Source organism: Streptomyces sp. NPDC003697 (assembly GCF_053587115.1).
Genome location: NZ_JBSFNN010000053.1, coordinates 1 through 19006 on the forward strand (window position 1 = coordinate 1; position 19006 = coordinate 19006).

The following is a 19006-nucleotide window of genomic DNA, read 5'->3' on the forward strand; positions in this document are numbered from 1 at the left end:
CTCGCCGCACCGGCCGGAAGCCCGAGTACATCCAGTACGAGGGCGTCCGGCCGGCACGCCGAGAGCACGCACCGGACGCCGCTCCTTGACGGGCAAACGTTGCCTGCCGCGGCACTAGTCGGCCGCGGGAGCGTGCTCCGCGCCGGTGCGTACGTCGATCTCGCGCCAGAACCCGGCCCGGATGGCGTAACGGTCGTGCTCGTCGATCTGGTCGTCCTTGTGGGCGAGCAGCCCGAAGCGGGCCGCGTAGCGCAGCAGCTCCCCGTCGATGCGGTGCGGGATGCGTGGGTACATCGAGGACAGTCTCTGCAGATGCCCGTGGTCGCTCAGCCGCTCCACCCACCGCCGGGCGAAGACCTGCCCCACCTCGAAGGGGTCGCCGCCGACGGTCGTGATGTCCTCCTCCCGGTCCGCCCACCGCTGCTCGGCCGAGGTCAGCTGCGCGAGCGTCGGCATCGAGACGGCCTCGGGGGGCTCGGCCACGACGCCGGGGCGGTCCACCCAGCCCTTGTCGGAGGACCAGCGCAGGGTCGCGGTGGCCGGATGCTGACCGGCCTGCGGGCCGTGGGCGCGCAGGGCGGCGAGGTCCTTGGGGGTCGGCACGCCCTTGGCTGCGGGCACGCGCTCCTCGGTGCCGTCGTGGATGGTCTCCGGCGCGGTGTGCCGCGTCTCCTCGGCGGGCTGCTCGGTGGTGGCGGACAGGGAGGACTCGGGCAGCGGCGCGGAGAGGATCGCGGCGATCTCGGGCCGGGGCTCCGGCGGCGGTGCGCAGACGCCGGTCAGCTCCTTGGCCCGGACGGCCTTGGTGATCCAGGTGCGGTCCAGCACCCGCCGTTCGTCGGCCTCGGCGACGAGGTCTTCGGACTGGTTGTAGTCGCCGTCGGCGGCCTGCACCGCCCACAGGTGGACGGCCACGCCGTGCTCCTTGGCGGCCATCATGCCGGGCAGCAGGTCGCCGTCGCCGGTGACGAGCACGACGTCGGAGCAGGCCCGGTTGCGGGCCAGCTCGGTCAGCTCGGCGTGCATGGCGGCGTCGACGCCCTTCTGCGCCCAGCGCCCGTCGCTGCGCGTCAGCGCGCCGAGCCGGACGGTGACGCGGGGCATCACGCGCAGCCGGCGGTGCTCGGGCTGCGGGACGCGGTCGGGGGCGCCGTCGAACCAGTAGATCCGCAGCAGCGGCCGCTCCGTGTCCGACTCGGCCTGCTCACGCAGCCCCTGGACGAGGGCGGTGTGGTCGACGGTGATGCGGGACCGCGACGGTTCCCCGGCGAGGAGACTGGCGGCGGCCCCCAGCAGATACCCGGCGTCCACCAGGACGATGCAGCGGTCCACGCGATCCACCCTCTTCCCGGGAGGTTTGCTTCGGCTTGCTTCGAGTCTGCCCGACCCGGCGGGGGTTAACGGCCGGAACTGGATCTTCGGCGTGGCGTTTCGGGGATCCGGCGCCCGACACCCCTGTGACAGAAGGTAATTATCCGACATGCGTTCATTGTCAGCGTATGTGAATCTGATCCCGGCCCTGGCCCCTAGACCCCCAACAGGAGGCAGATCACCATGGCCAAGAACCGGAAGCAGGACCGCAGCAAGCAGAAGGCGTCGGTGTCCGCGCAGGGCGCCCAGGAGCCGCAGCAGTCCGCGAGGGAATCGCAGACCGAGCACCACGCCCCGCAGCTGAGTCCCAGTGACATGGGCCGCAAGAGCCGTCAGAAGCGCTTCGGCCACAACTGAGGTCGGCCGCACGGCCGTTGAGCCCGCATGAGCGACGGCGAGGGGCGTACCCGGTCCTGCCGGGCACGCCCCTCGTTGCTTTCGGACCGCCCGACGGGCGGCGGGCGTCAGCCCGCCAGGCAGGACGGCCCGAGCAGCACCTTCAGGTCGCCGAACAGCGCCGGGTCCGGCTTCACCCGGTGCCGGTCCAGGCGCAGCACCGTCGTCTTGCGCGGCCCCTGGAGCTTGATCCGCACCTCGCTGTCGCCCTTGTGGTGGCTGAGGATCTCGCCGAGCCGGCTGACCATGGGCGGGGTGACCTTCAGGGCCGGGATGGTGAGGACGACCGGGGCGTTGGTGCCGGCGCTCGACAGGTCGGGGACCATGAGCTCCATCGCGACCAGGCGCGGCACGTCCTCCCGCTTGTCGAGGCGGCCCTTGACGAACACCACGGCGTCCTCGACGAGTTGCGTCGACACCAGCTGGTAGGTCGCCGGGAAGAACATGCACTCGATGGAGCCGGCGAGGTCCTCGACGGTGGCGATCGCCCAGGCGTTGCCCTGCTTGGTCATCTTGCGCTGCAGACCGGAGATGATGCCGCCGATCGTGACGACCGCGCCGTCCGCGTGCTCACCGCCGGTGAGCTGGGCGATGCCCGCGTCGGCCTTGTCGGACAGGACGTGTTCCAGGCCGAAGAGCGGGTGGTCGGAGACGTACAGGCCGAGCATCTCCCGCTCCTGCGCGAGCAGGTAGGTCTTGTCCCACTCCCCGTCGCCGAAGGTGACGTCGAGCCCGAACCCGGGCTCGCTGCTCTGCTCCTCACCCATGCCGCCGAAGAGGTCGAACTGGCCCTCGGCCTCCTTGCGCTTGACCGCGACCACGTTGTCGATCATCGGCTCGTACTGCGCCGTCAGGCCCTTGCGGGTGTGGCCCATGGTGTCGAAGGCACCGGCCTTGATCAGCGACTCCGTGGTCCGCTTGTTGCAGACCACGGCCTCGACCTTGTCGAGGTAGTCCGGGAAGGAGGTGTACTTCCCCTTGGCCTTGCGGCACTTGATGATCGAGTCGACGACGTTCGTGCCGACGTTGCGGACGGCGGACAGGCCGAAGAGGATCACGTCGTCGCCCTGCGCGGCGAAGTTCGCCTCGGACTCGTTGACGTTCGGGGGGAGCACCCGGATGCCCATGCGGCGGCATTCGTTGAGGTAGACGGCCGACTTGTCCTTGTCGTCCTTGACCGAGGTGAGCAGCGCGGCCATGTACTCGGCGGGGTGGTTGGCCTTCAGGTAGGCGGTCCAGTACGACACCAGGCCGTACGCGGCGGAGTGGGCCTTGTTGAAGGCGTAGCCGGCGAAGGGGACCAGCACGTCCCACAGCGCCTGGATGGCCTCGTCGCTGTAGCCGTTCTTGCGGGCGCCGGCCTGGAAGATGGTGAAGTTCTTGGCCAGTTCGTCGGGCTTCTTCTTGCCCATCACGCGGCGGAGGATGTCGGCCTCGCCGAGCGAGTAGCCCGCGATGATCTGGGCGGCCTTCTGCACCTGCTCCTGGTAGACGATCAGGCCGTGGGTGACGTCCAGGACCTCCCTGAGCGGCTCCTCCAGCTCCGGGTGGATCGGGGTGATCTCCTGCTGCTTGTTCTTGCGCAGCGCGTAGTTGATGTGGGAGTTCATGCCCATCGGGCCGGGCCGGTACAGGGCCGAGACGGCGGAGATGTCCTCGAAGTTGTCGGGCTTCATCATGCGCAGCAGGGAGCGCATGGGGCCGCCGTCGAACTGGAAGACGCCGAGGGTGTCGCCGCGCTGGAGCAGGTCGAAGGTCGTGGGGTCGTCGAGCGGGAGGGCCAGGAGATCGATGTCGATCCCCTTGTTGGCCTTCACCATCTTGACGGCGTCGTCCATGATCGTGAGGTTGCGCAGGCCGAGGAAGTCCATCTTCAGCAGGCCGAGCGACTCGCAGCTCGGGTAGTCCCACTGCGTGATGGTCACGCCGTCGGTGTGCCGCACCCAGACCGGGACGTGCTCGGTGATGGTCTCGCTGGACATGATCACGCCGGCGGCGTGCACGCCCATCTGCCGCACCAGGCCCTCGACGCCCTTGGCGGTGTCGATGACCTTCTTCACGTCCGGCTCGTTCTCGTACATCGCCCGGACCTCGCCCGCCTCCGAGTAGCGGGGGTGGGCGGGGTCGGTGATGCCCGACAGCGGGATGCCCTTGCCGAGGACGTCGGCGGGCATCGCCTTGGTGATGCGGTCACCCATCGCGTACGGGTAGCCCAGGACGCGCGCGGAGTCCTTGATGGCGTTCTTGGCCTTGATGGTGCCGTAGGTGCCGATCATGGCGACCTTGTCGGCGCCGTACTTCTCCGTCACGTACCGGATCACCTCGACGCGCCTGCGCTCGTCGAAGTCGATGTCGACGTCGGGCATCGAGATGCGCTCGGGGTTCAGGAACCGCTCGAAGATCAGGCCGTGCGGGATCGGGTCGAGGTCGGTGATGCCGAGGGCGTAGGCGACGATCGAGCCGGCCGCGGAGCCCCGGCCGGGGCCGACGGCGATGCCCTGGCGCTTGGCCCACATGATGAAGTCGGCGACCACGAGGAAGTAGCCCGGGAACCCCATCTGGATGATGACGTCCATCTCGTACTCGGCCTGCCGCTGGCGGTCCTCAGGGATCCCGCCCGGGTAGCGGCGCTCCATGCCGCGGCGGACCTCCTCCTGGAACCAGGTGACCTCGGTGTAGCCCTCGGGGATGTCGAACTTGGGCATGAGGTCGCGCTTTTCGAACATGCCGGTGGTGTCGACCATCTCGGCGACGAGGAGCGTGTTGGCGCAGCCCTCCTGCCAGGCGTCCGAGGAGTCGATGGCGTACATCTCGTCGGTCGACTTCAGGTAGTAGCCGGTGCCGTCGAACTTGAAGCGGTCCGGGTCGGAGAGGTTCTTGCCGGTCTGGATGCACAGCAGGGCGTCGTGGGCGCTCGCCTCGTGCGCGTACGTGTAGTGCGAGTCGTTCGTGACCAGCGGCGGGATGCCCAGCTTCCGGCCGATCTCCAGCAGGCCGTCGCGGACCCGGCGCTCGATGTCGATGCCGTGGTCCATCAGCTCCAGGAAGTACCGGTCCTTGCCGAAGATGTCCTGGTAGTCGGCGGCCGCCTTGAGGGCCTCGTCGAAGTGGCCGAGCCGCAGCCGGGTCTGCACCTCGCCGGAGGGGCAGCCGGTGGAGGCGACGATGCCCTCGGACCACTGCGCGATGGTCTCCTTGTCCATGCGCGGCCACTTCTGCAGCCAGCCCTCGGCGTAGGCGTCCGAGGAGAGGCGGAAGAGGTTGTGCAGGCCGGTGCTGTTCACCGCCCACATCGTCTTGTGGGTGTAACCACCGGAGCCGGAGACGTCGTCCCTCTTCTGGTGCGGCTGGCCCCACTGGATCTTGCGCTTGTTGCGCCGGGACTCGGGGGCGACATACGCCTCGATGCCGATGATCGGGGTGATCCCGGCCTTCTTCGCGGAGTGGAAGAAGTCGTACGCCCCGTGGAGGTTGCCGTGGTCGGACATGGCGATGTGCGTCATGCCCATCTCGCCGCAGGCGTTGAACATGTCCTTCAGCCGCGCGGCACCGTCCAGCAGCGAGTACTGGGTGTGGACGTGCAGGTGCGTGAACGGCGGCTTCGACACGGTTCGGCCTCCAGGGGGTCGGGTGCCGCGGCGCCGGGCGCTCGGCCGACGGTGGTGGTCGGGCGACGGGCTGCGGACGGTCGGGGGACAGCGTCGAAGTCTATGCCCCGGCACCGACACCCGGACGGCTACTGTGGCGCGAGGCGCCCCGGCGGGGGGCGGCGGCCGGACGACGGGAGAGCGGTCCTCCCACGCGCCTTCGCGCGGGGGAAGGGCGGGCACTCACCCGTCCCGCCGGGCGTTGGCGTGAGGGGGGTCCCGCCGGACCCGCCCAGTACGTCTCGCACACGTCATATGCACGTCCCGTACCAGGAGGCACCCAGCGATGTCGGTCCCCCAGCTCAACGACGAGCAGCGCGGTGAGGAGATCCTCACCGTCCTCGACACCGCCTTCGGCGAGCTCCTGGCCGCCGACCCGGCCGCGTTCCGTGTGAAGTTCCGGAAGATGGCCGCCTCGGCGTTCGCCTTCTACCGGGGGACGGCGTGCCTCTTCTACCACGACCTGGAGGCGGAGCACCGGGCCGGTGGGGGGATACACAGCGGACCGTACCTGGACGACCGCACCTCGCGCGTGTGGATCCACGGCGACCTGCACGCCGAGAACTTCGGCACGTACATGGACTCCAACGGCCGGCTGGTCTTCAACGTCAACGACTTCGACGAGGCGTACGTCGGCCCCTTCACCTGGGACGTCAAGCGCTTCGCCGCCTCCGTTGCCCTGATCGGGTACGCCAAGGCGCTCAGCGACGAGCAGATCACCGAGCTGGTGACGGTCTACGCGGCCGCCTACCGCGAGCGCGTCCGCGCCCTGGCGACCGGCGCGAAGAGCGACGAGGTACCCCCGTTCACCCTGGACACCGCCCAGGGCCCGCTGCTGGACGCCCTGCGCGTGGCCCGCTCGCTGACCCGTTTCGGCCTGCTGGACTCGATGACGGAGATCCGCGACTTTGAACGCCGCTTCGCGGCCGGCGGCGGCTCCGTGGAGCTCGACGCGGCCACCCGGTACAAGGTGCTCGCGGCGTTCGACGGCTACCTGGAGACGCTGCCGGACGCGTCCCTGGCCCGCCCGGACTCCTACCGCGTGAAGGATGTCGTCGGCCGCCGCGGCATCGGCATCGGCTCGGCCGGCCTGCCGTCGTACAACATCCTGCTCGAGGGGCACAGCGACGCCCTGGAGAACGACGTGGTGATCTACATCAAGCAGGCCCAGACACCGGCCGTCTCCCAGCACGTCACGGACCGGGCGATCCGCGACTACTTCCAGCACGAGGGCCACCGCACGGTGATCTCCCAGCGCGCGCTGCAGGCGCACGCCGACCCGTGGCTGGGCTGGACGGAGCTGGACGGCGCGGGCCAGCTGGTGGCGGAGGTCTCGCCGTACGCCGTCGACCTCGACTGGGGCGACATCGACGATCCGGAGGAGATCGCGCAGGTCGTCGCCGACCTGGGCCGGGCCACGGCGACGATGCACGCCGCGGCCGACGACCAGTCCGGCGAGTCGCTCGTGCCGTTCTCCACGGAGCGGGCCATCGACGCGGCGATCGCGGCCGACGAGGAGGGCTTCGCTCCCCTGCTGGTGGACTTCGCGCACGCCTACGGGGCACGCGCGCGGGCCGACCACCAGATCTTCGTGGACCTCTTCCGCAACGGCCGCATTCCGGGTCTGTGACGGAAAGGACGCGCACACGGACCCTTTAGGGCTCTCTTACCGGTGTCCGTGACACACTCTCCTCTCGCTATGGACATATCCGGGACCCAGCTCAGAGCCGTTCGCGCGGCGCTGTTCACGGCCGTGACCGTGACACTCAGCACCGCGTCGCACGTGCTGCTGTCCAGGGTCCCGCTGCCGCTGAACACGGTGGCCGCCGTCGCGGCCGCCGTGTTCGCGCTGGCGTTCCTGCTGGCAGGCCGCGAGCGCGGCTTCGGGCGGATCGCCGCCCTGCTGGTCCCGCTCGAGCTGGCCGCCGACACGGTCTTCACCACCGGCCAGCACGTCTGCTACGGCCGCGCGGGCGGCCCGGTGGCCGGCCCGCTGCGTTCCGTCGGCTTCGACGTGCTGTGCGGCGGCAGGGACGTCGGCATCCCGCTCGCCCGTCTGGGCGACGGTGGTGCCCAGCACCTCCATGGGGGGTGGTGGCCGGGCGGCGGCTGGTCCGGCGCCGACGCCGACCGGCTCGCGGGCCTGCTCGCCCAGGCCGGCCCGGCGACCGCCTGGCTGCTGCTCGGGGCGCACGTCGCGGTCGGTCTCGTCGCGGCCGCCTGGCTGCGCCGCGGTGAGCGGGCCCTGGCCCAGCTGCTGCGCGCGGTGGCCGCCACCACCTTCCGGCCGCTGCTGCTCGCGGTCGCCGCGGGGACCGTACGGCCCGCCGCGGACGCCGGCCGCCCGGCGCGCCCCGCACCGCGGGTCACCGCCCCGCGCACCCGCCTGTTCGTGCACTCCCTGGGACGGCGCGGACCGCCCCGCTCGGCCGCCGTCGCCTGAGCGACCGCCCGGCCGCGCCCCGTGCGCCCGCCCCGCGGCCCGGCCCGAGGCGGCACCCCGGTCACCGCGGCCGGACGGCCCCGTCCGCCGCCCGGCCCAGCGCCACCCCGGCGCGAGCAGCCCCCACACGTCCACCGCGCAGGCACCTGCGCGTCCCACAGGGAGAACACCACCATGAGCAAGCGCAACGCCCAGGCGGCGAAGACGGCGGCCCGCGAGAGGCTGCGCGCCGAACGCGAGCGCGAGGCCAAGCGGTCCAAGGCCAAGCGGCAGATCGTCGTCGGCCTGTCGGTCGTCGCCGTCCTGGCGGCGGCCGGCGGCATAGGTTACGCGGTCGTCCAGTCGAACAAGCCAGGCCACTGGGAGGCCGTGAAGGACGAGAAGCTCGTCAAGCCGGCCCACAGCGGCGGCACCGACGGCACGACCGTCGTCATCGGCAAGGACACCGCCAAGAAGACGCTCGTGATGTACGAGGACCCGCGGTGCCCGGTCTGCGCCCAGTTCGAGCAGACCGTGGGCTCGACCGTCAAGAAGGACGTCGACGCCGGCAAGTACAAGGTCCAGTTCGTCGGCGCGAGCTTCCTCGACGCCAACCTGCCCGGGGAGGGTTCGCGCAACGGGCTGAGCGCGCTGGGCGCCGCCCTGAACGTCAGTCCCGAGGCCTTCCTCGAGTACAAGGCGGCCCTCTACTCGGCCAAGTTCCACCCCGAGGAGACGGACGACAAGTTCAAGGACGACGCGTACCTGATCAAGGTGGCGAACACCGTCGACGCGCTGAAGAACAACAAGACGTTCCAGGGCGACGTGAAGAACGGCACCTTCGACAAGTGGGCGCTGGTGATGAGCGAGAAGTTCGACGCGGACGGCAAGAAGTACGGCTTCCAGGGCACTCCGACCCTCGTCATGGACGGCAAGAAGGTCACCGGAAGCGACGGCCAGAGCGCGCCCATGAGCACCGCCGAGTTCGGCGCCGCCATGCAGAAGGCACTGAACTCCTAGTCGGGCGCGCTCCGCTCGTCCGGCGAGGGGCAGGCGCGGTGCCCCGGACCCGCACCGGGTCCGGGGCACTTCTGCGCCCTCCCGCGCGCGCCGCGGCCGCGGGCCGCGACGTGTGACCGAGCGTCCGGCGCATGGCCAGGGCGCCGAGTCGCGGCGGAGACGGAGCGGTCCGGGCCGCTCCCGGCCGGGGTCGCCGGACGTAACAAACCGTGAATGTTCGGCAGTTGACTCGTCCCTGCCAGCACCGGTCAGTAGCCTGATCGTCCGTGACCAGTCGATACAGACCCTCCGAGCGTGCGACGACGTCGTCGGAGCTCGCCAACTCCCTCTTCCCGCGCCGCCGTACGGTCGTCAAGGCCGCGGCGGCCACCGCTGTGCTGGCCGGCCCGGTCGCCGCCGCGCTGCCCGCCCGCGCGGCCACCGACGCGCCCGCCTTCCTGCATGGCGTCGCCTCCGGCGATCCGCTTCCGGACGGCGTCCTGCTGTGGACCCGGGTGACCCCCACCGCCGAGGCCGTACCCGGCTCCGGGCTCGGCCCGGACACCGAGGTGAGCTGGGTGGTGGCGAAGGACAGGTCGTTCACGACCGTCGTCGCCCGGGGCTCCACCACCGCCACCGCCGCCTCCGACCACACCGTCAAGGCCGACATCCGCGGCCTGGAGCCGGCCACCGACTACTGGTTCCGCTTCTCGGCCGGCGGCACCGACTCCCCCGCCGCCCGCACCCGTACCGCGCCCGCCCGTGACGCCGCCGTCGCGGGCCTGCGCTTCGGCGTGGTGTCCTGCGCCAACTGGGAGGCAGGCTACTTCGCCGCCTACCGCCATCTCGCGGCCCGCGGCGACCTGGACGCCTGGCTGCACCTCGGCGACTACATCTACGAGTACGCCTCCGGCGAGTACGGCACCCGCGGCACCGTCGTCCGGCCGCACGCCCCGGCGAACGAGATCCTCACCCTGGCCGACTACCGCACCCGGCACGCCAGGTACAAGACCGACCCCGACCTGCAGGCCCTGCACCACACGGCACCGGTCGTCGCGATCTGGGACGACCACGAGTTCGCCGACAACGCCTGGTCGGGCGGCGCGGTCAACCACACCGAGGGCGCCGAGGGCACCTGGAGCGCCCGTCAGGCGGCCGCGAAGCAGGCCTACTTCGAGTGGATGCCGGTCCGCCCGGCGCTCGAGGGCACCACGTACCGCCGACTGCGCTTCGGCAAGCTCGCCGACCTGTCCCTGCTCGACCTGCGCTCCTTCCGCTCGCAGCAGGCGGCCACGGGCAGCGGCTCGGTCGACGACCCGGACCGCACCGTCACCGGACGCGCCCAGCTGGACTGGCTGAAGGCCGGACTGGCGGCCTCCGACACCACCTGGCGCCTGGTCGGCAACTCGGTGATGATCTCGCCGTTCGCCGTCGGGTCGCTCTCGGCGGACCTGCTCAAGCCGCTCGCCGAGCTGCTGGGGCTGCCGCAGGAGGGCCTCGCCCTCAACACCGACCAGTGGGACGGCTACACGGACGACCGCCGGGAGCTGCTGGCCCACCTGCGCTCGCACGCCGTCCGCAACACCGTCTTCCTCACCGGCGACATCCACATGGCGTGGGCCAACGACGTACCGGTGGACGCCGGTACGTATCCGCTGTCCGCGTCGGCCGCCACGGAGTTCGTGGTCACCTCGGTGACGTCCGACAACCTCGACGACATCGTCAAGGCCCCGGAGGGAACGGTCTCCGCCGTGGCCGCGCCGGTGATCCGCGCCGCCAACCGGCACGTGCACTGGGTCGACACCGACCGCCACGGCTACGGCGTCCTGGACATCACCACCGACCGCGCGCAGATGGACTACTACGTCCTGTCCGACCGCGCGGACCCCGGCGCCACCTCGCGCTGGACCCGCTCGTACCGCACACGCAGCGGCACGCAGCGGGTCGAGCGGACGTACGACCCGGTGTAGCCGCCGGGCGGGGACCGGCGCCGGACGCCGGGACGCACCCCCCGGGCGGCACCGTGCAGGTCCCGCTACAGGCTGTCGAGGAAGCCGAGCGCCACCCGCCAGGTGGCCTCGGCCGCCTCCTCGTCGTAGTCGGGCAGGTCCGGGTCGGTGTACAGGTGCCCGGCGCCGGCGTACCGGTAGACCTCCACGTCGGCACCGGTCCTGCCCATCTGCAGATACCAGGCGCTCAGCCAGTCGTCCGTCTCGAACGGGTCGGGTTCGGCCACGTGCAGCTGGACCGGCAGGCCGTCCGCGGCGGCGTTGGGCGCGATGTCCGAGGTGCCGTGCAGCAGGAGCAGGCCGCGTGCCCTTTCGTCGCCGAGCGCGAGGGTCTGCGCGATCGAGGCACCGAGCGAGAACCCGGCGTAGACCAGTCCCCGCTCCGAGTACGGGGCGGCGGCCAGCACGGCGCGCTTGAGCAGTTCGTCCTTGCCGATCTCGTCCTTCGCCGCGATGCCCTCCTCCACGGTGCCGAAGGTCCGTCCCTCGAACAGGTCCGGCGTCCACACCTGGTGTCCCACGGCACGCAGCCGGTCCGCGGCCCGGTGCACCGCGGGTCGCAGGCCGTAGGTCGAGTGGAAGAACATGATGTCCATGGGGCCATGGTGCCAGCCGGGCACGCCGGCACCCGACGCCGGCCGTGCGCGCGCTGCCCGCCCGGTCACCGTGGTCCAGCCCGGGTGCCCGGCCCGCCGACCAGGGCAGCCGCCGTCGAGCTCATGGCGAGACCCTCGCCACATCGTGCGGCGCCATACCCGCAATCGCCGGGATCACACATGTTGATGCCCGCCCGGCGTCGGTTAGGTTCGCAGGCATGGAGAACGTACTCCGCCCGCTGATCGTGGTCGGGGGCTCGGTCGTCCTCACCATGGTCATCGGCTGGGCCACCGACCTGCTGCTGTGCAAGGCCGACGGAAGGCACCACGAGACACCGTTGTGGGGCCTGCTGCGCCGTGCCCGCATCCCCTACCAGCTGGCGCTCTGCGCCGCCCTGCTCAGAGGCTCGTACGACCAGGTCGAGCTGCTGGAGTCGCACGGGGTGGGCGTAAGCCGGACCCTGACCCTGACACTCATCGGCTCGACGGCCTGGCTGGTCATCCGCATCGCGGGGGCCGTCGTCGAGACGTCCTACTCGAGTTACGCCAGCGCCCGCGCGCACCGGGACCCGGCCAGAGTGCGCCGGGTGCGCACACAGGTCGAGCTCATCATGCGCGTCGTCTCGGCGATCGTCATCGTGGTGGCGGCCGCCTCGATGCTGCTGACCTTCCCGGCGATGCGCGCGGCCGGCGCCTCGCTGCTGGCCTCGGCCGGCATCCTCGGCATCGTCGCGGGTGTCGCCGCGCAGTCGACGCTGGGCAACCTGTTCGCCGGACTGCAGATCGCCTTCGGCGACATGGTGCGGATCGGCGACACGGTCGTCGTCGACGGCGAGTGGGGCACCGTCGAGGAGATCACGCTTACCTTCCTGACGGTGCGGACGTGGGACGAGCGCCGGATCACCATGCCGGTGTCGTACTTCACGTCCAAGCCGTTCGAGAACTGGTCCCGCGGCACCCCGCAGATGACCGGCATCGTCTACTGGCACCTCGACCACAGTGCCCCGATGGAGGCGATGCGGGAGAAGCTGCGCGACATCCTGCGCGAGTGCCCGGCCTGGGACGGCCGCGCCTACGGACTGCAGGTCACGGACTCCACGCCGACCACCGTCGAGGTGCGCGCCCTGGTGACGGCGAAGGACGCGGACGACATCTGGACCGTGCGGGTGACCGTGCGCGAGGAGATGATCCGCTGGCTGGGCGAGAAGCACCCGTACGCGCTGCCCCGCGTCAGCACCGCCGAGGCCGTGCTGCCGCCGGGCCGCCCGGCCGGCGGGCAACGGCCGGTCCGCGACGGCACCGCCTGGCGCTCCTTGGAGAAGCCGGCGACGGGCCGCCGCTGAAGCCTCCCCGACGGGGCCGGGGCCGGGCCGCACCGGTTCGGTGCACCGGCCCCGCGGGTGGTTCAGTGGCCGCGCTCGGCGCCTCCGTTGACCTGGATGATCTGTGAGGTGATGTGCGCGGCGCCCGGGGAGGCGAGCCAGCGCAGCGTCGCGGCCACGTCCCCGGGTGTTCCGGCCCGGCCGGTGGAGGTCTCCGCGATGCGCTGCGCGCGCCGCTCCTCGGTCATGGCGTCGCCGAAGAAGTCGGTGTCCTCGACGTACCCGGGCGCCACCACGTTCACGGTGATCCCGCGCGGGCCCAGCTGCCGGGCCAGGTCGTGGGCGTACGGGTGCAGGGCGGCCTTGGAGGCCGCGTAGGCGCCGCTTCCGGAGCCCCGGTAGGCGGCGATGGAACCGAGGAACAGCACCCGGCCGCCCGGCTCGGCGAGCCGGGCCTTCAGCGCCTCGGTGAGCAGGACGGCGGTCAGGGTGTTGATCCGGAAGTTCAGCTCCCAGTCGTCGGCGACCAGGTCGAGCGGGTCGTCGCGCTCCACCCGGGGTTCCAGCTGTCCGGAGCCCCCGGCGCTGTGGACCAGCACGTCCACCGCGCCGAGCTCCGCGGCCACGAACTCGGCGACGCCCCGCACACCGGCGACGTCGCCGACGTCCGCGGCGTAGGTGAGCGCGCCGGGCACCGCCGCCTTCTCCAGCACGTCGCCCCGCCGCCCGAGCAGCAGGACCCGGTCCCCGTCGGCCGCGAAGGCACGGGCCGCGGCGAGCCCGATCCCCGTGCCGCCACCACTGATCACGACGTTGCGACTCATGACCCGAGCCTATAGAGGCACCGGGGTCCGGCGAAGCAACTGCGGTCTTCCCGCACCGGGCCGACCGGGTGCGGCCGGCCGGCCCGGTCCGCCGCCGGCCCACGGCAGGGCGAGGGGCCGGCCGCCGCACGGCGAGGTCAGCGCAGGCTGCTCACGTCCAGATGGCGCAGCACCCGGTCCACGATCTCCGGGTTCGCTCCCGGCTCGCTCCGCGCCGCCAGCACCTCGTGTCGTGCCGCACTCAGCATCTCCCCCTGGATGCGCCGCACCCGCCTGAGCCTGCGCACCCGGTGCTCGTGCGCCTCCCGGCGCTCGGCGTCGCCGATGTCCGGGCTGATCCGCACCCCGATCTCGAACGCCCGCCGCAGCATCTGCTCGGACAGCTCGTCCGGCAGGTCCTCGACCTCCTCGATCTCCTTCAGCCTCCGCTTGGCGGCCTTCGCCGCCCGCGTCGCCAGCTGTTTCTCGAACTCCTTCTCCCGGTCCGTGTCGGCCCGCACGTTCAGCCGCCTCACCAGCCACGGCAGCGTGAGCCCCTGCAGCACCAGGGTCGCCAGGATCACGCCGAACGCGATGAAGATGATCTCGTCCCGGTCGGGGAACGGCGCGCCGCCGTCCGTCTTCAGCGGAATGGCCAGGGCGAGCGCCACGGACGCCACCCCCCGCATCCCCGCCCACCACATGACGACGGTCTCCCGCCAGGTCGTGGGGATCTCCTCGTCCGAGTTGCGCCGCGCGTGCAGCCGCCGGGTGAGCCAGGTCGCCGGCAGCAGCCACAGCAGCCGCACCAGCACCACGACCGCCACGATGATCGCCGCCCAGCCGAGCAGCTCGCCCCACCGCCCGGACGCCGTCCGGACGGCGTTGTGCAGTTCCAGACCGATCAGCCCGAACGCGATGCCGGTGACCAGGGTGTCGACGACGTCCCAGAACGTGTGGCCGGCCAGACGCCGCACCACGTCGTCGGCGTCGGTGGCGTACTCGGCGAGGAAGAGCGCGGTGGTGAGCACGGCGAGGACACCCGAACCGTGCAGTTCCTCGGCCAGCACGTAGGACGCGTACGGCACCAGCAGGGTCAGCCCCACCTGGAGGGTGGCCTCCTCCAGCAGGTCCATCAGCTTGTTCGCGCCCCAGCCGAGCGCCAGCCCGACGGCCACCGCCACCACGGCGGACAGCACCAGGTCCAGTCCGGCCTTCCACGGCGAGAACGTCCCGCTGACCACGGCCGCGACCGCGACGTGGTAGAGCACGATGGCCGTGACGTCGTTGAACAGGCCCTCGCCCTCCAGGATGGACACCAGGCGGCGCGGCAGCCCGAGCTGCCCGGCGACCGCGGTCGCGGCGACCGGGTCGGGCGGGGCGATCAGCGCGCCCAGGACGAAGGCCGCGCCGATCGGCATGCCGGGCACGATCGCGTGGGCGACGGTGGCCACGCACGCCGTGGTCACGAACACCAGGGCCACGGCCAGCAGGAAGATGGGGCGTTTGTTCGCCGCGAACTGGCGCCAGGAGGTGCGCCGCGCGGCCGCGTACAGCAGCGGCGGCAGCAGGGCGGGCAGGATGAGATCGGGCGGGATGTCGACGTTCGGCACGAAGTCGAGCAGGGCGAGCACGATTCCGAGCAGCGTCATCAGGACCGGCGACGGCAGCCCGAGCCGGGTGCCGACCGGGACGCTCACCACGGCCCCCAGCAACAGCACGAACAACAGGGCCAACTGATCCACGGTCAGCGCTCCTGTGGTGCGGACGTCCCCGGACGGTCCCAGGCGGTCCTGGGCAGGAGAGACTCCCCTGGCAGGCCCCGAGCCTGCCACTTCACAGTTCCCACCTGCGGCTGCCGCACACCGGCCGATGCGGTGTCGGTGTCATGGCGGGAGGTGCTGTCACGCGTCCCGGTCGCCGGGCAGCGCCGCATCACCCGGCGCCGGCCGGAGCGAGCGCCGCATCGCCCGGTGCGGGATGTCCGCGTCCTGGAACTCGGGCCCGTAGGCCCGGTAGCCCAGGCGCTCGTAGAAGCCCAGCGCGTGCGTCTGCGCGTGCAGGTCCACCGCCGCGAGCCCCCGTGCGCGGGCCGCGTCCTCGATGGCGCGCACCAGCGCCACGCCGACGCCCAGCCCGCGGGCCGCCTTGGCGACGGCGAGCCGGCCCAGCGACCCCACGGACGCGTCACCGCCCGTCTTCGCCGCGGCGGCCTCGCCGTGCAGGAGCCGTCCGGTGCCGAGCGGCGTCCCGTCCTCCCGGACCGCGAGCACGTGCACGGCGACGGCGTCGCAGGCGTCGTACTCGATGTCCTCGGGAACGCCCTGCTCGGCCACGAAGACCCGCCTGCGCACCGCGAAGCAGGCCTCGCGGTCGGCGAGGTCCCCGGCCACCCGCACCACGTACGGCGTGCTCACGCGTAGGTCTCCTCCCGGACCTGGTCCAGTGCCCGCTGCAGGTCCTCGGGATAGTCGGTGGTGAACTCCACCCACTGCCCGTCCCCGGGGTGCTCGAAGCCGAGGCGCACGGCGTGCAGCCACTGGCGGGTCAGTCCGAGCCGCTTGGCGAGCGTCGGGTCGGCGCCGTACGTCAGGTCGCCGACGCAGGGGTGGCGGTGGGCGGCCATGTGGACGCGGATCTGGTGGGTGCGCCCGGTCTCCAGCTTCACATCGAGCAGGGAGGCCGCACGGAACGCTTCTATCAGGTCGTAGTGGGTCACCGAGGGCTTGCCGTCCGCGGTGACGGCCCACTTGTAGTCGTGGGTGGGGTGGCGGCCGATGGGCGCGTCGATGGTGCCGCTGGTCGGGTCAGGGTGGCCCTGGACGAGCGTGTGGTACCGCTTGTCGACCGTGCGCTCCTTGAACTGGCGCTTCAGCGACGTGTAGGCGTACTCGGACTTGGCGACGACCATGAGACCGGAGGTGCCGACGTCGAGGCGGTGCACGATGCCCTGGCGCTCGGCCGCGCCCGAGGTGGAGATCCGGTAGCCGGCGGCGGCGAGCCCGCCGATCACCGTGGGGCCGGTCCAGCCCGGCGAGGGGTGCGCGGCAACGCCCACCGGCTTGACGATCACCACGACGTCGTCGTCGTCGTGCACGATCTCCATGCCCTCGACCGGCTCGGCGACCACCTGCACCGGCGCGGGCGCCTGCGGCATCTCGACCTCCAGCCAGGCCCCGCCGCGCACGCGCTCGGACTTGCCGACGACCGCGCCGTCGACCTGCACCTTGCCCGCGGCGGCCAGCTCGGCCGCCTTGGTACGGGAGAAGCCGAACATGCGGGAGATGGCGGCGTCGACGCGCTCGCCCTCCAGGCCGTCGGGCACGGGCAGGGTACGGATCTCGGGAATCGTGCTCACCCGTCGAGTATGCCGGACGGGGCGGACGGTCCCGTACGAGAGGCCCGGAAGCGGGCCCCGCCCGGCCGGCTCAGTCCTTGTGGACCGTGCCGTCCGGGTCCAGACCGCGGAAGGACAGCAGCACGATCAGGATGCCGCCGCACACGATCGCGGAGTCGGCGAGGTTGAAGACGGCGAAGTGCTTCGGGGCGATGAAGTCGACGACCGCGCCCTCGAAGACGCCCGGCGAACGGAAGATCCTGTCGGTCAGGTTGCCCAGCGCACCGCCCAGCAGCAGGCCGAGGGCGATCGCCCAGGGCAGGCTGTAGAGCTTGCGGGCGAGGCGGGCGATCACCACGATGACGGCCGCGGCGATCACCGTGAAGATCACGGTGAAGGCCTCGCCGAAGCCGAAGGCGGCACCGGCGTTGCGGATCGCCTCGAACTTCAGCCAGTCTCCGACGATCCGGATCGGCGCGTGGTGCTCGAGCCTGGCCACCACGAGCATCTTGCTGGCCAGGTCGAGCACGTAGGCGAAGGCCGCGACCGCGAACAGGACCGCGATCCGGCGCCTGCCCGCGGGCCGCTCGGCCGGGGTCGGCGCCCCGTCGGCCGGGGTCTGTCCGCCTTCGGTGCCGGGGCGTTCCTCCCCGGGCCCGGGGCCTTTCCGCGCGGCCCGGGCCGCGTCCGGGGTGTCCGGCGTACCGATGATGCGCTCCGCCTCTGCCACGTGAGTCCCTCGACCTAGGTACCTGACTGAGGACGAGACTACGGCACGCCTCCCGAGATCAATGTGCCGAGGAGGTGGCCGCAGTACCGGGCGTGGCGGAGACGCACGCGCGGCCGCGCCCCCACCCCCGCACCGCACGCGCCACCCCACCGCGGCACCGCGCTCCGCACGCATCCGCACGCACCGCGCACCCTCAGTAGCGGCGTTCCTGCTTCTGCTTGCACTCCACGCACAGCGTGGCTCGGGGGAAGGCCTGCATACGGGCCTTCCCGATGGGCTTGCCGCAGGTTTCGCACAGGCCGTAGGTGCCCGCGGCCAGCCGGGCCAGCGCGCGCTCGGTCTGGGTGAGCATCTCGCGTGCGTTCGCGGTGAGGGCCATCTCGTGCTCACGGGTGATGTTCTTGGTACCCGTGTCGGCCTGGTCGTCGCCGGCGCCGTCCCCCGAGTCCCGCATCAGGCCGGCGAGCGACTGCTCCGCCGAAGTGATCTCGGCGTTCAGCCGCTCCATCTCGGACTGCAGTTCCGCGCGGGCCTCCTCGACCTCTTCCGAGGTCCAGGGGGCCTCGCCCGGGCGGACCGCGAGGTCGCCCGGCTCCACGTCGCCGCGTGCCTTCGGGACGGCGGACTGCTCGGCCGTGACCGTGCCAGGGGTCTTCTTCGCGCCCACTGTCGTGGCTCCCGTCTGCTTCGCGGCCTGCGCCGCGCCCACCTTCTTGGCCGTGCTCTTCCCGCCCGCGTCCGCGGTGGTCCTCGCGCCCGCCCTCCGGGCGGCGTCCTTCTCCGCCGGGACGGGGTCCTTCTTGACCGGGACGGCGCCCCCGGCCGCGTCCGCGTCGTCCACGGCGCTGGTGCCGACGGCCGCGCGCTTCTTCGGCGCCCTCTTCCTCCCGCTCGCCGGCCCGGCCCGGCCCACGGTGTCCGCGGTGTCCGCCGCGCCGTCGACCCGGCTCTTCCCCCTCGTGTCCTCGGCCGCGCCACCGGAGACCCGCGTGGACCTGCCGGTCGCCGAATGCTGGGCGGTCTTCTTCGCCACCATGGCACGGCCCCTTCACATATTGTGATTTTTTTCGCGTATCGTGCTGGGACGATAAATCGACTTGAAGTCCCGCGGCAACGGGGCACGCCGCCGGATCGACCCGCCTCGCGCGCCCCGCGCGGCCGGCATGCATGCGTTGTGCCCAGCTCTTGGCCGGGTATGCCGACGAGGCATGCGACTCGGGATCCGCCGCCGCCGGCCTCACCATTCGGGTCACCGGCCGGTCCGCCGCCGCCGTGGGAAACCGGTCGGCCGCTGTCGTCGCGGCGCCGTACACTGGGGCGCAGCGAGAAGCGTGGATGGGGACGAGTAGCGGCGTAGGCAGCCCAGAGCGACCC

15 protein-coding genes are annotated in these 19006 nt (G+C 71.9%); 6 read left to right on the top strand and 9 right to left on the bottom strand.

The genetic code is table 11. The features are described from left to right. Window positions 1-114 precede the first annotated feature (114 nt). Window positions 115-1332 carry an NYN domain-containing protein gene (locus ACWDNY_RS20725; RefSeq protein WP_451647246.1) on the bottom strand — a complete coding sequence of 406 codons (1218 nt, stop codon included), beginning with the start codon at window positions 1330-1332 and terminating at the stop codon, window positions 115-117. 222 nt (window positions 1333-1554) lie between these two features. Between ACWDNY_RS20725 and ACWDNY_RS20730 the strand changes: the two genes are divergently transcribed. Beyond that, window positions 1555-1728 (top strand): hypothetical protein, encoded by a 174-nt coding sequence (locus tag ACWDNY_RS20730; protein ID WP_451647248.1) that lies wholly within the window; start codon window positions 1555-1557, stop codon window positions 1726-1728. Between the two features lie 107 nt (window positions 1729-1835). Here the strand turns inward: ACWDNY_RS20730 and dnaE are convergent, their stop codons facing one another. Then, entirely contained in the window at window positions 1836-5375 is a 3540-nt protein-coding gene (gene dnaE, locus ACWDNY_RS20735) for a DNA polymerase III subunit alpha (RefSeq protein WP_451647249.1), read from the bottom strand. Window positions 5376-5700: 325 nt separating this feature from the next. Here dnaE and ACWDNY_RS20740 point away from each other — a divergent pair, with 325 nt between their 5' ends. From ACWDNY_RS20740 to ACWDNY_RS20755, 4 genes are all read left to right on the top strand, one after another. Next, entirely contained in the window at window positions 5701-7044 is a 1344-nt protein-coding gene (locus ACWDNY_RS20740; protein WP_451647250.1) for a DUF2252 domain-containing protein, read from the top strand. Window positions 7045-7113: 69 nt separating this feature from the next. Then, window positions 7114-7857 (top strand): hypothetical protein, encoded by a 744-nt coding sequence (locus ACWDNY_RS20745; protein WP_451647251.1) that lies wholly within the window; start codon window positions 7114-7116, stop codon window positions 7855-7857. 174 nt (window positions 7858-8031) lie between these two features. Continuing rightward, on the top strand, window positions 8032-8856 hold the full coding sequence (locus ACWDNY_RS20750) for a thioredoxin domain-containing protein (RefSeq protein ID WP_451647252.1): 825 nt from the start codon (window positions 8032-8034) through the stop codon (window positions 8854-8856). Between the two features lie 266 nt (window positions 8857-9122). Next, window positions 9123-10805: an alkaline phosphatase D family protein gene (locus ACWDNY_RS20755; protein WP_451647253.1), complete on the top strand. Its 1683-nt coding sequence runs from the start codon at window positions 9123-9125 to the stop codon at window positions 10803-10805. Between the two features lie 65 nt (window positions 10806-10870). On the opposite strand, the gene ACWDNY_RS20760 is transcribed toward ACWDNY_RS20755, so the two are convergent. Next, complete coding sequence (locus tag ACWDNY_RS20760) at window positions 10871-11440, bottom strand: dienelactone hydrolase family protein (protein ID WP_451647254.1); 570 nt, start codon at window positions 11438-11440, stop codon at window positions 10871-10873. 218 nt (window positions 11441-11658) lie between these two features. Here ACWDNY_RS20760 and ACWDNY_RS20765 point away from each other — a divergent pair, with 218 nt between their 5' ends. Beyond that, window positions 11659-12783 (top strand): mechanosensitive ion channel family protein, encoded by a 1125-nt coding sequence (locus ACWDNY_RS20765; RefSeq protein WP_451647255.1) that lies wholly within the window; start codon window positions 11659-11661, stop codon window positions 12781-12783. A 62-nt stretch (window positions 12784-12845) separates the two neighbouring features. Here ACWDNY_RS20765 and ACWDNY_RS20770 read toward each other — a convergent pair whose 3' ends face one another. From ACWDNY_RS20770 to ACWDNY_RS20795, 6 genes are all read right to left on the bottom strand, one after another. Further along, window positions 12846-13586: an SDR family NAD(P)-dependent oxidoreductase gene (locus tag ACWDNY_RS20770; protein ID WP_451647256.1), complete on the bottom strand. Its 741-nt coding sequence runs from the start codon at window positions 13584-13586 to the stop codon at window positions 12846-12848. Window positions 13587-13723: 137 nt separating this feature from the next. Beyond that, window positions 13724-15310 carry a Na+/H+ antiporter gene (locus ACWDNY_RS20775; protein ID WP_451647257.1) on the bottom strand — a complete coding sequence of 529 codons (1587 nt, stop codon included), beginning with the start codon at window positions 15308-15310 and terminating at the stop codon, window positions 13724-13726. A 159-nt stretch (window positions 15311-15469) separates the two neighbouring features. Continuing rightward, window positions 15470-15982 carry a GNAT family N-acetyltransferase gene (locus tag ACWDNY_RS20780; RefSeq protein ID WP_451647258.1) on the bottom strand — a complete coding sequence of 171 codons (513 nt, stop codon included), beginning with the start codon at window positions 15980-15982 and terminating at the stop codon, window positions 15470-15472. Beyond that, window positions 15979-16923, bottom strand: coding sequence for an RluA family pseudouridine synthase (locus ACWDNY_RS20785; protein WP_451647259.1), 945 nt, complete (start codon window positions 16921-16923; stop codon window positions 15979-15981). Before ACWDNY_RS20785 ends, ACWDNY_RS20780 begins: the two co-directional genes overlap by 4 nt. Window positions 16924-16993: 70 nt before the next feature. Further along, a complete protein-coding gene (gene lspA / locus ACWDNY_RS20790) occupies window positions 16994-17632 on the bottom strand; it encodes a signal peptidase II (RefSeq protein WP_451647260.1) in 639 nt (212 codons plus the stop codon). A 193-nt stretch (window positions 17633-17825) separates the two neighbouring features. Beyond that, entirely contained in the window at window positions 17826-18668 is an 843-nt protein-coding gene (locus ACWDNY_RS20795) for a TraR/DksA C4-type zinc finger protein (protein ID WP_451647261.1), read from the bottom strand. Window positions 18669-19006: the final 338 nt, after the last annotated feature.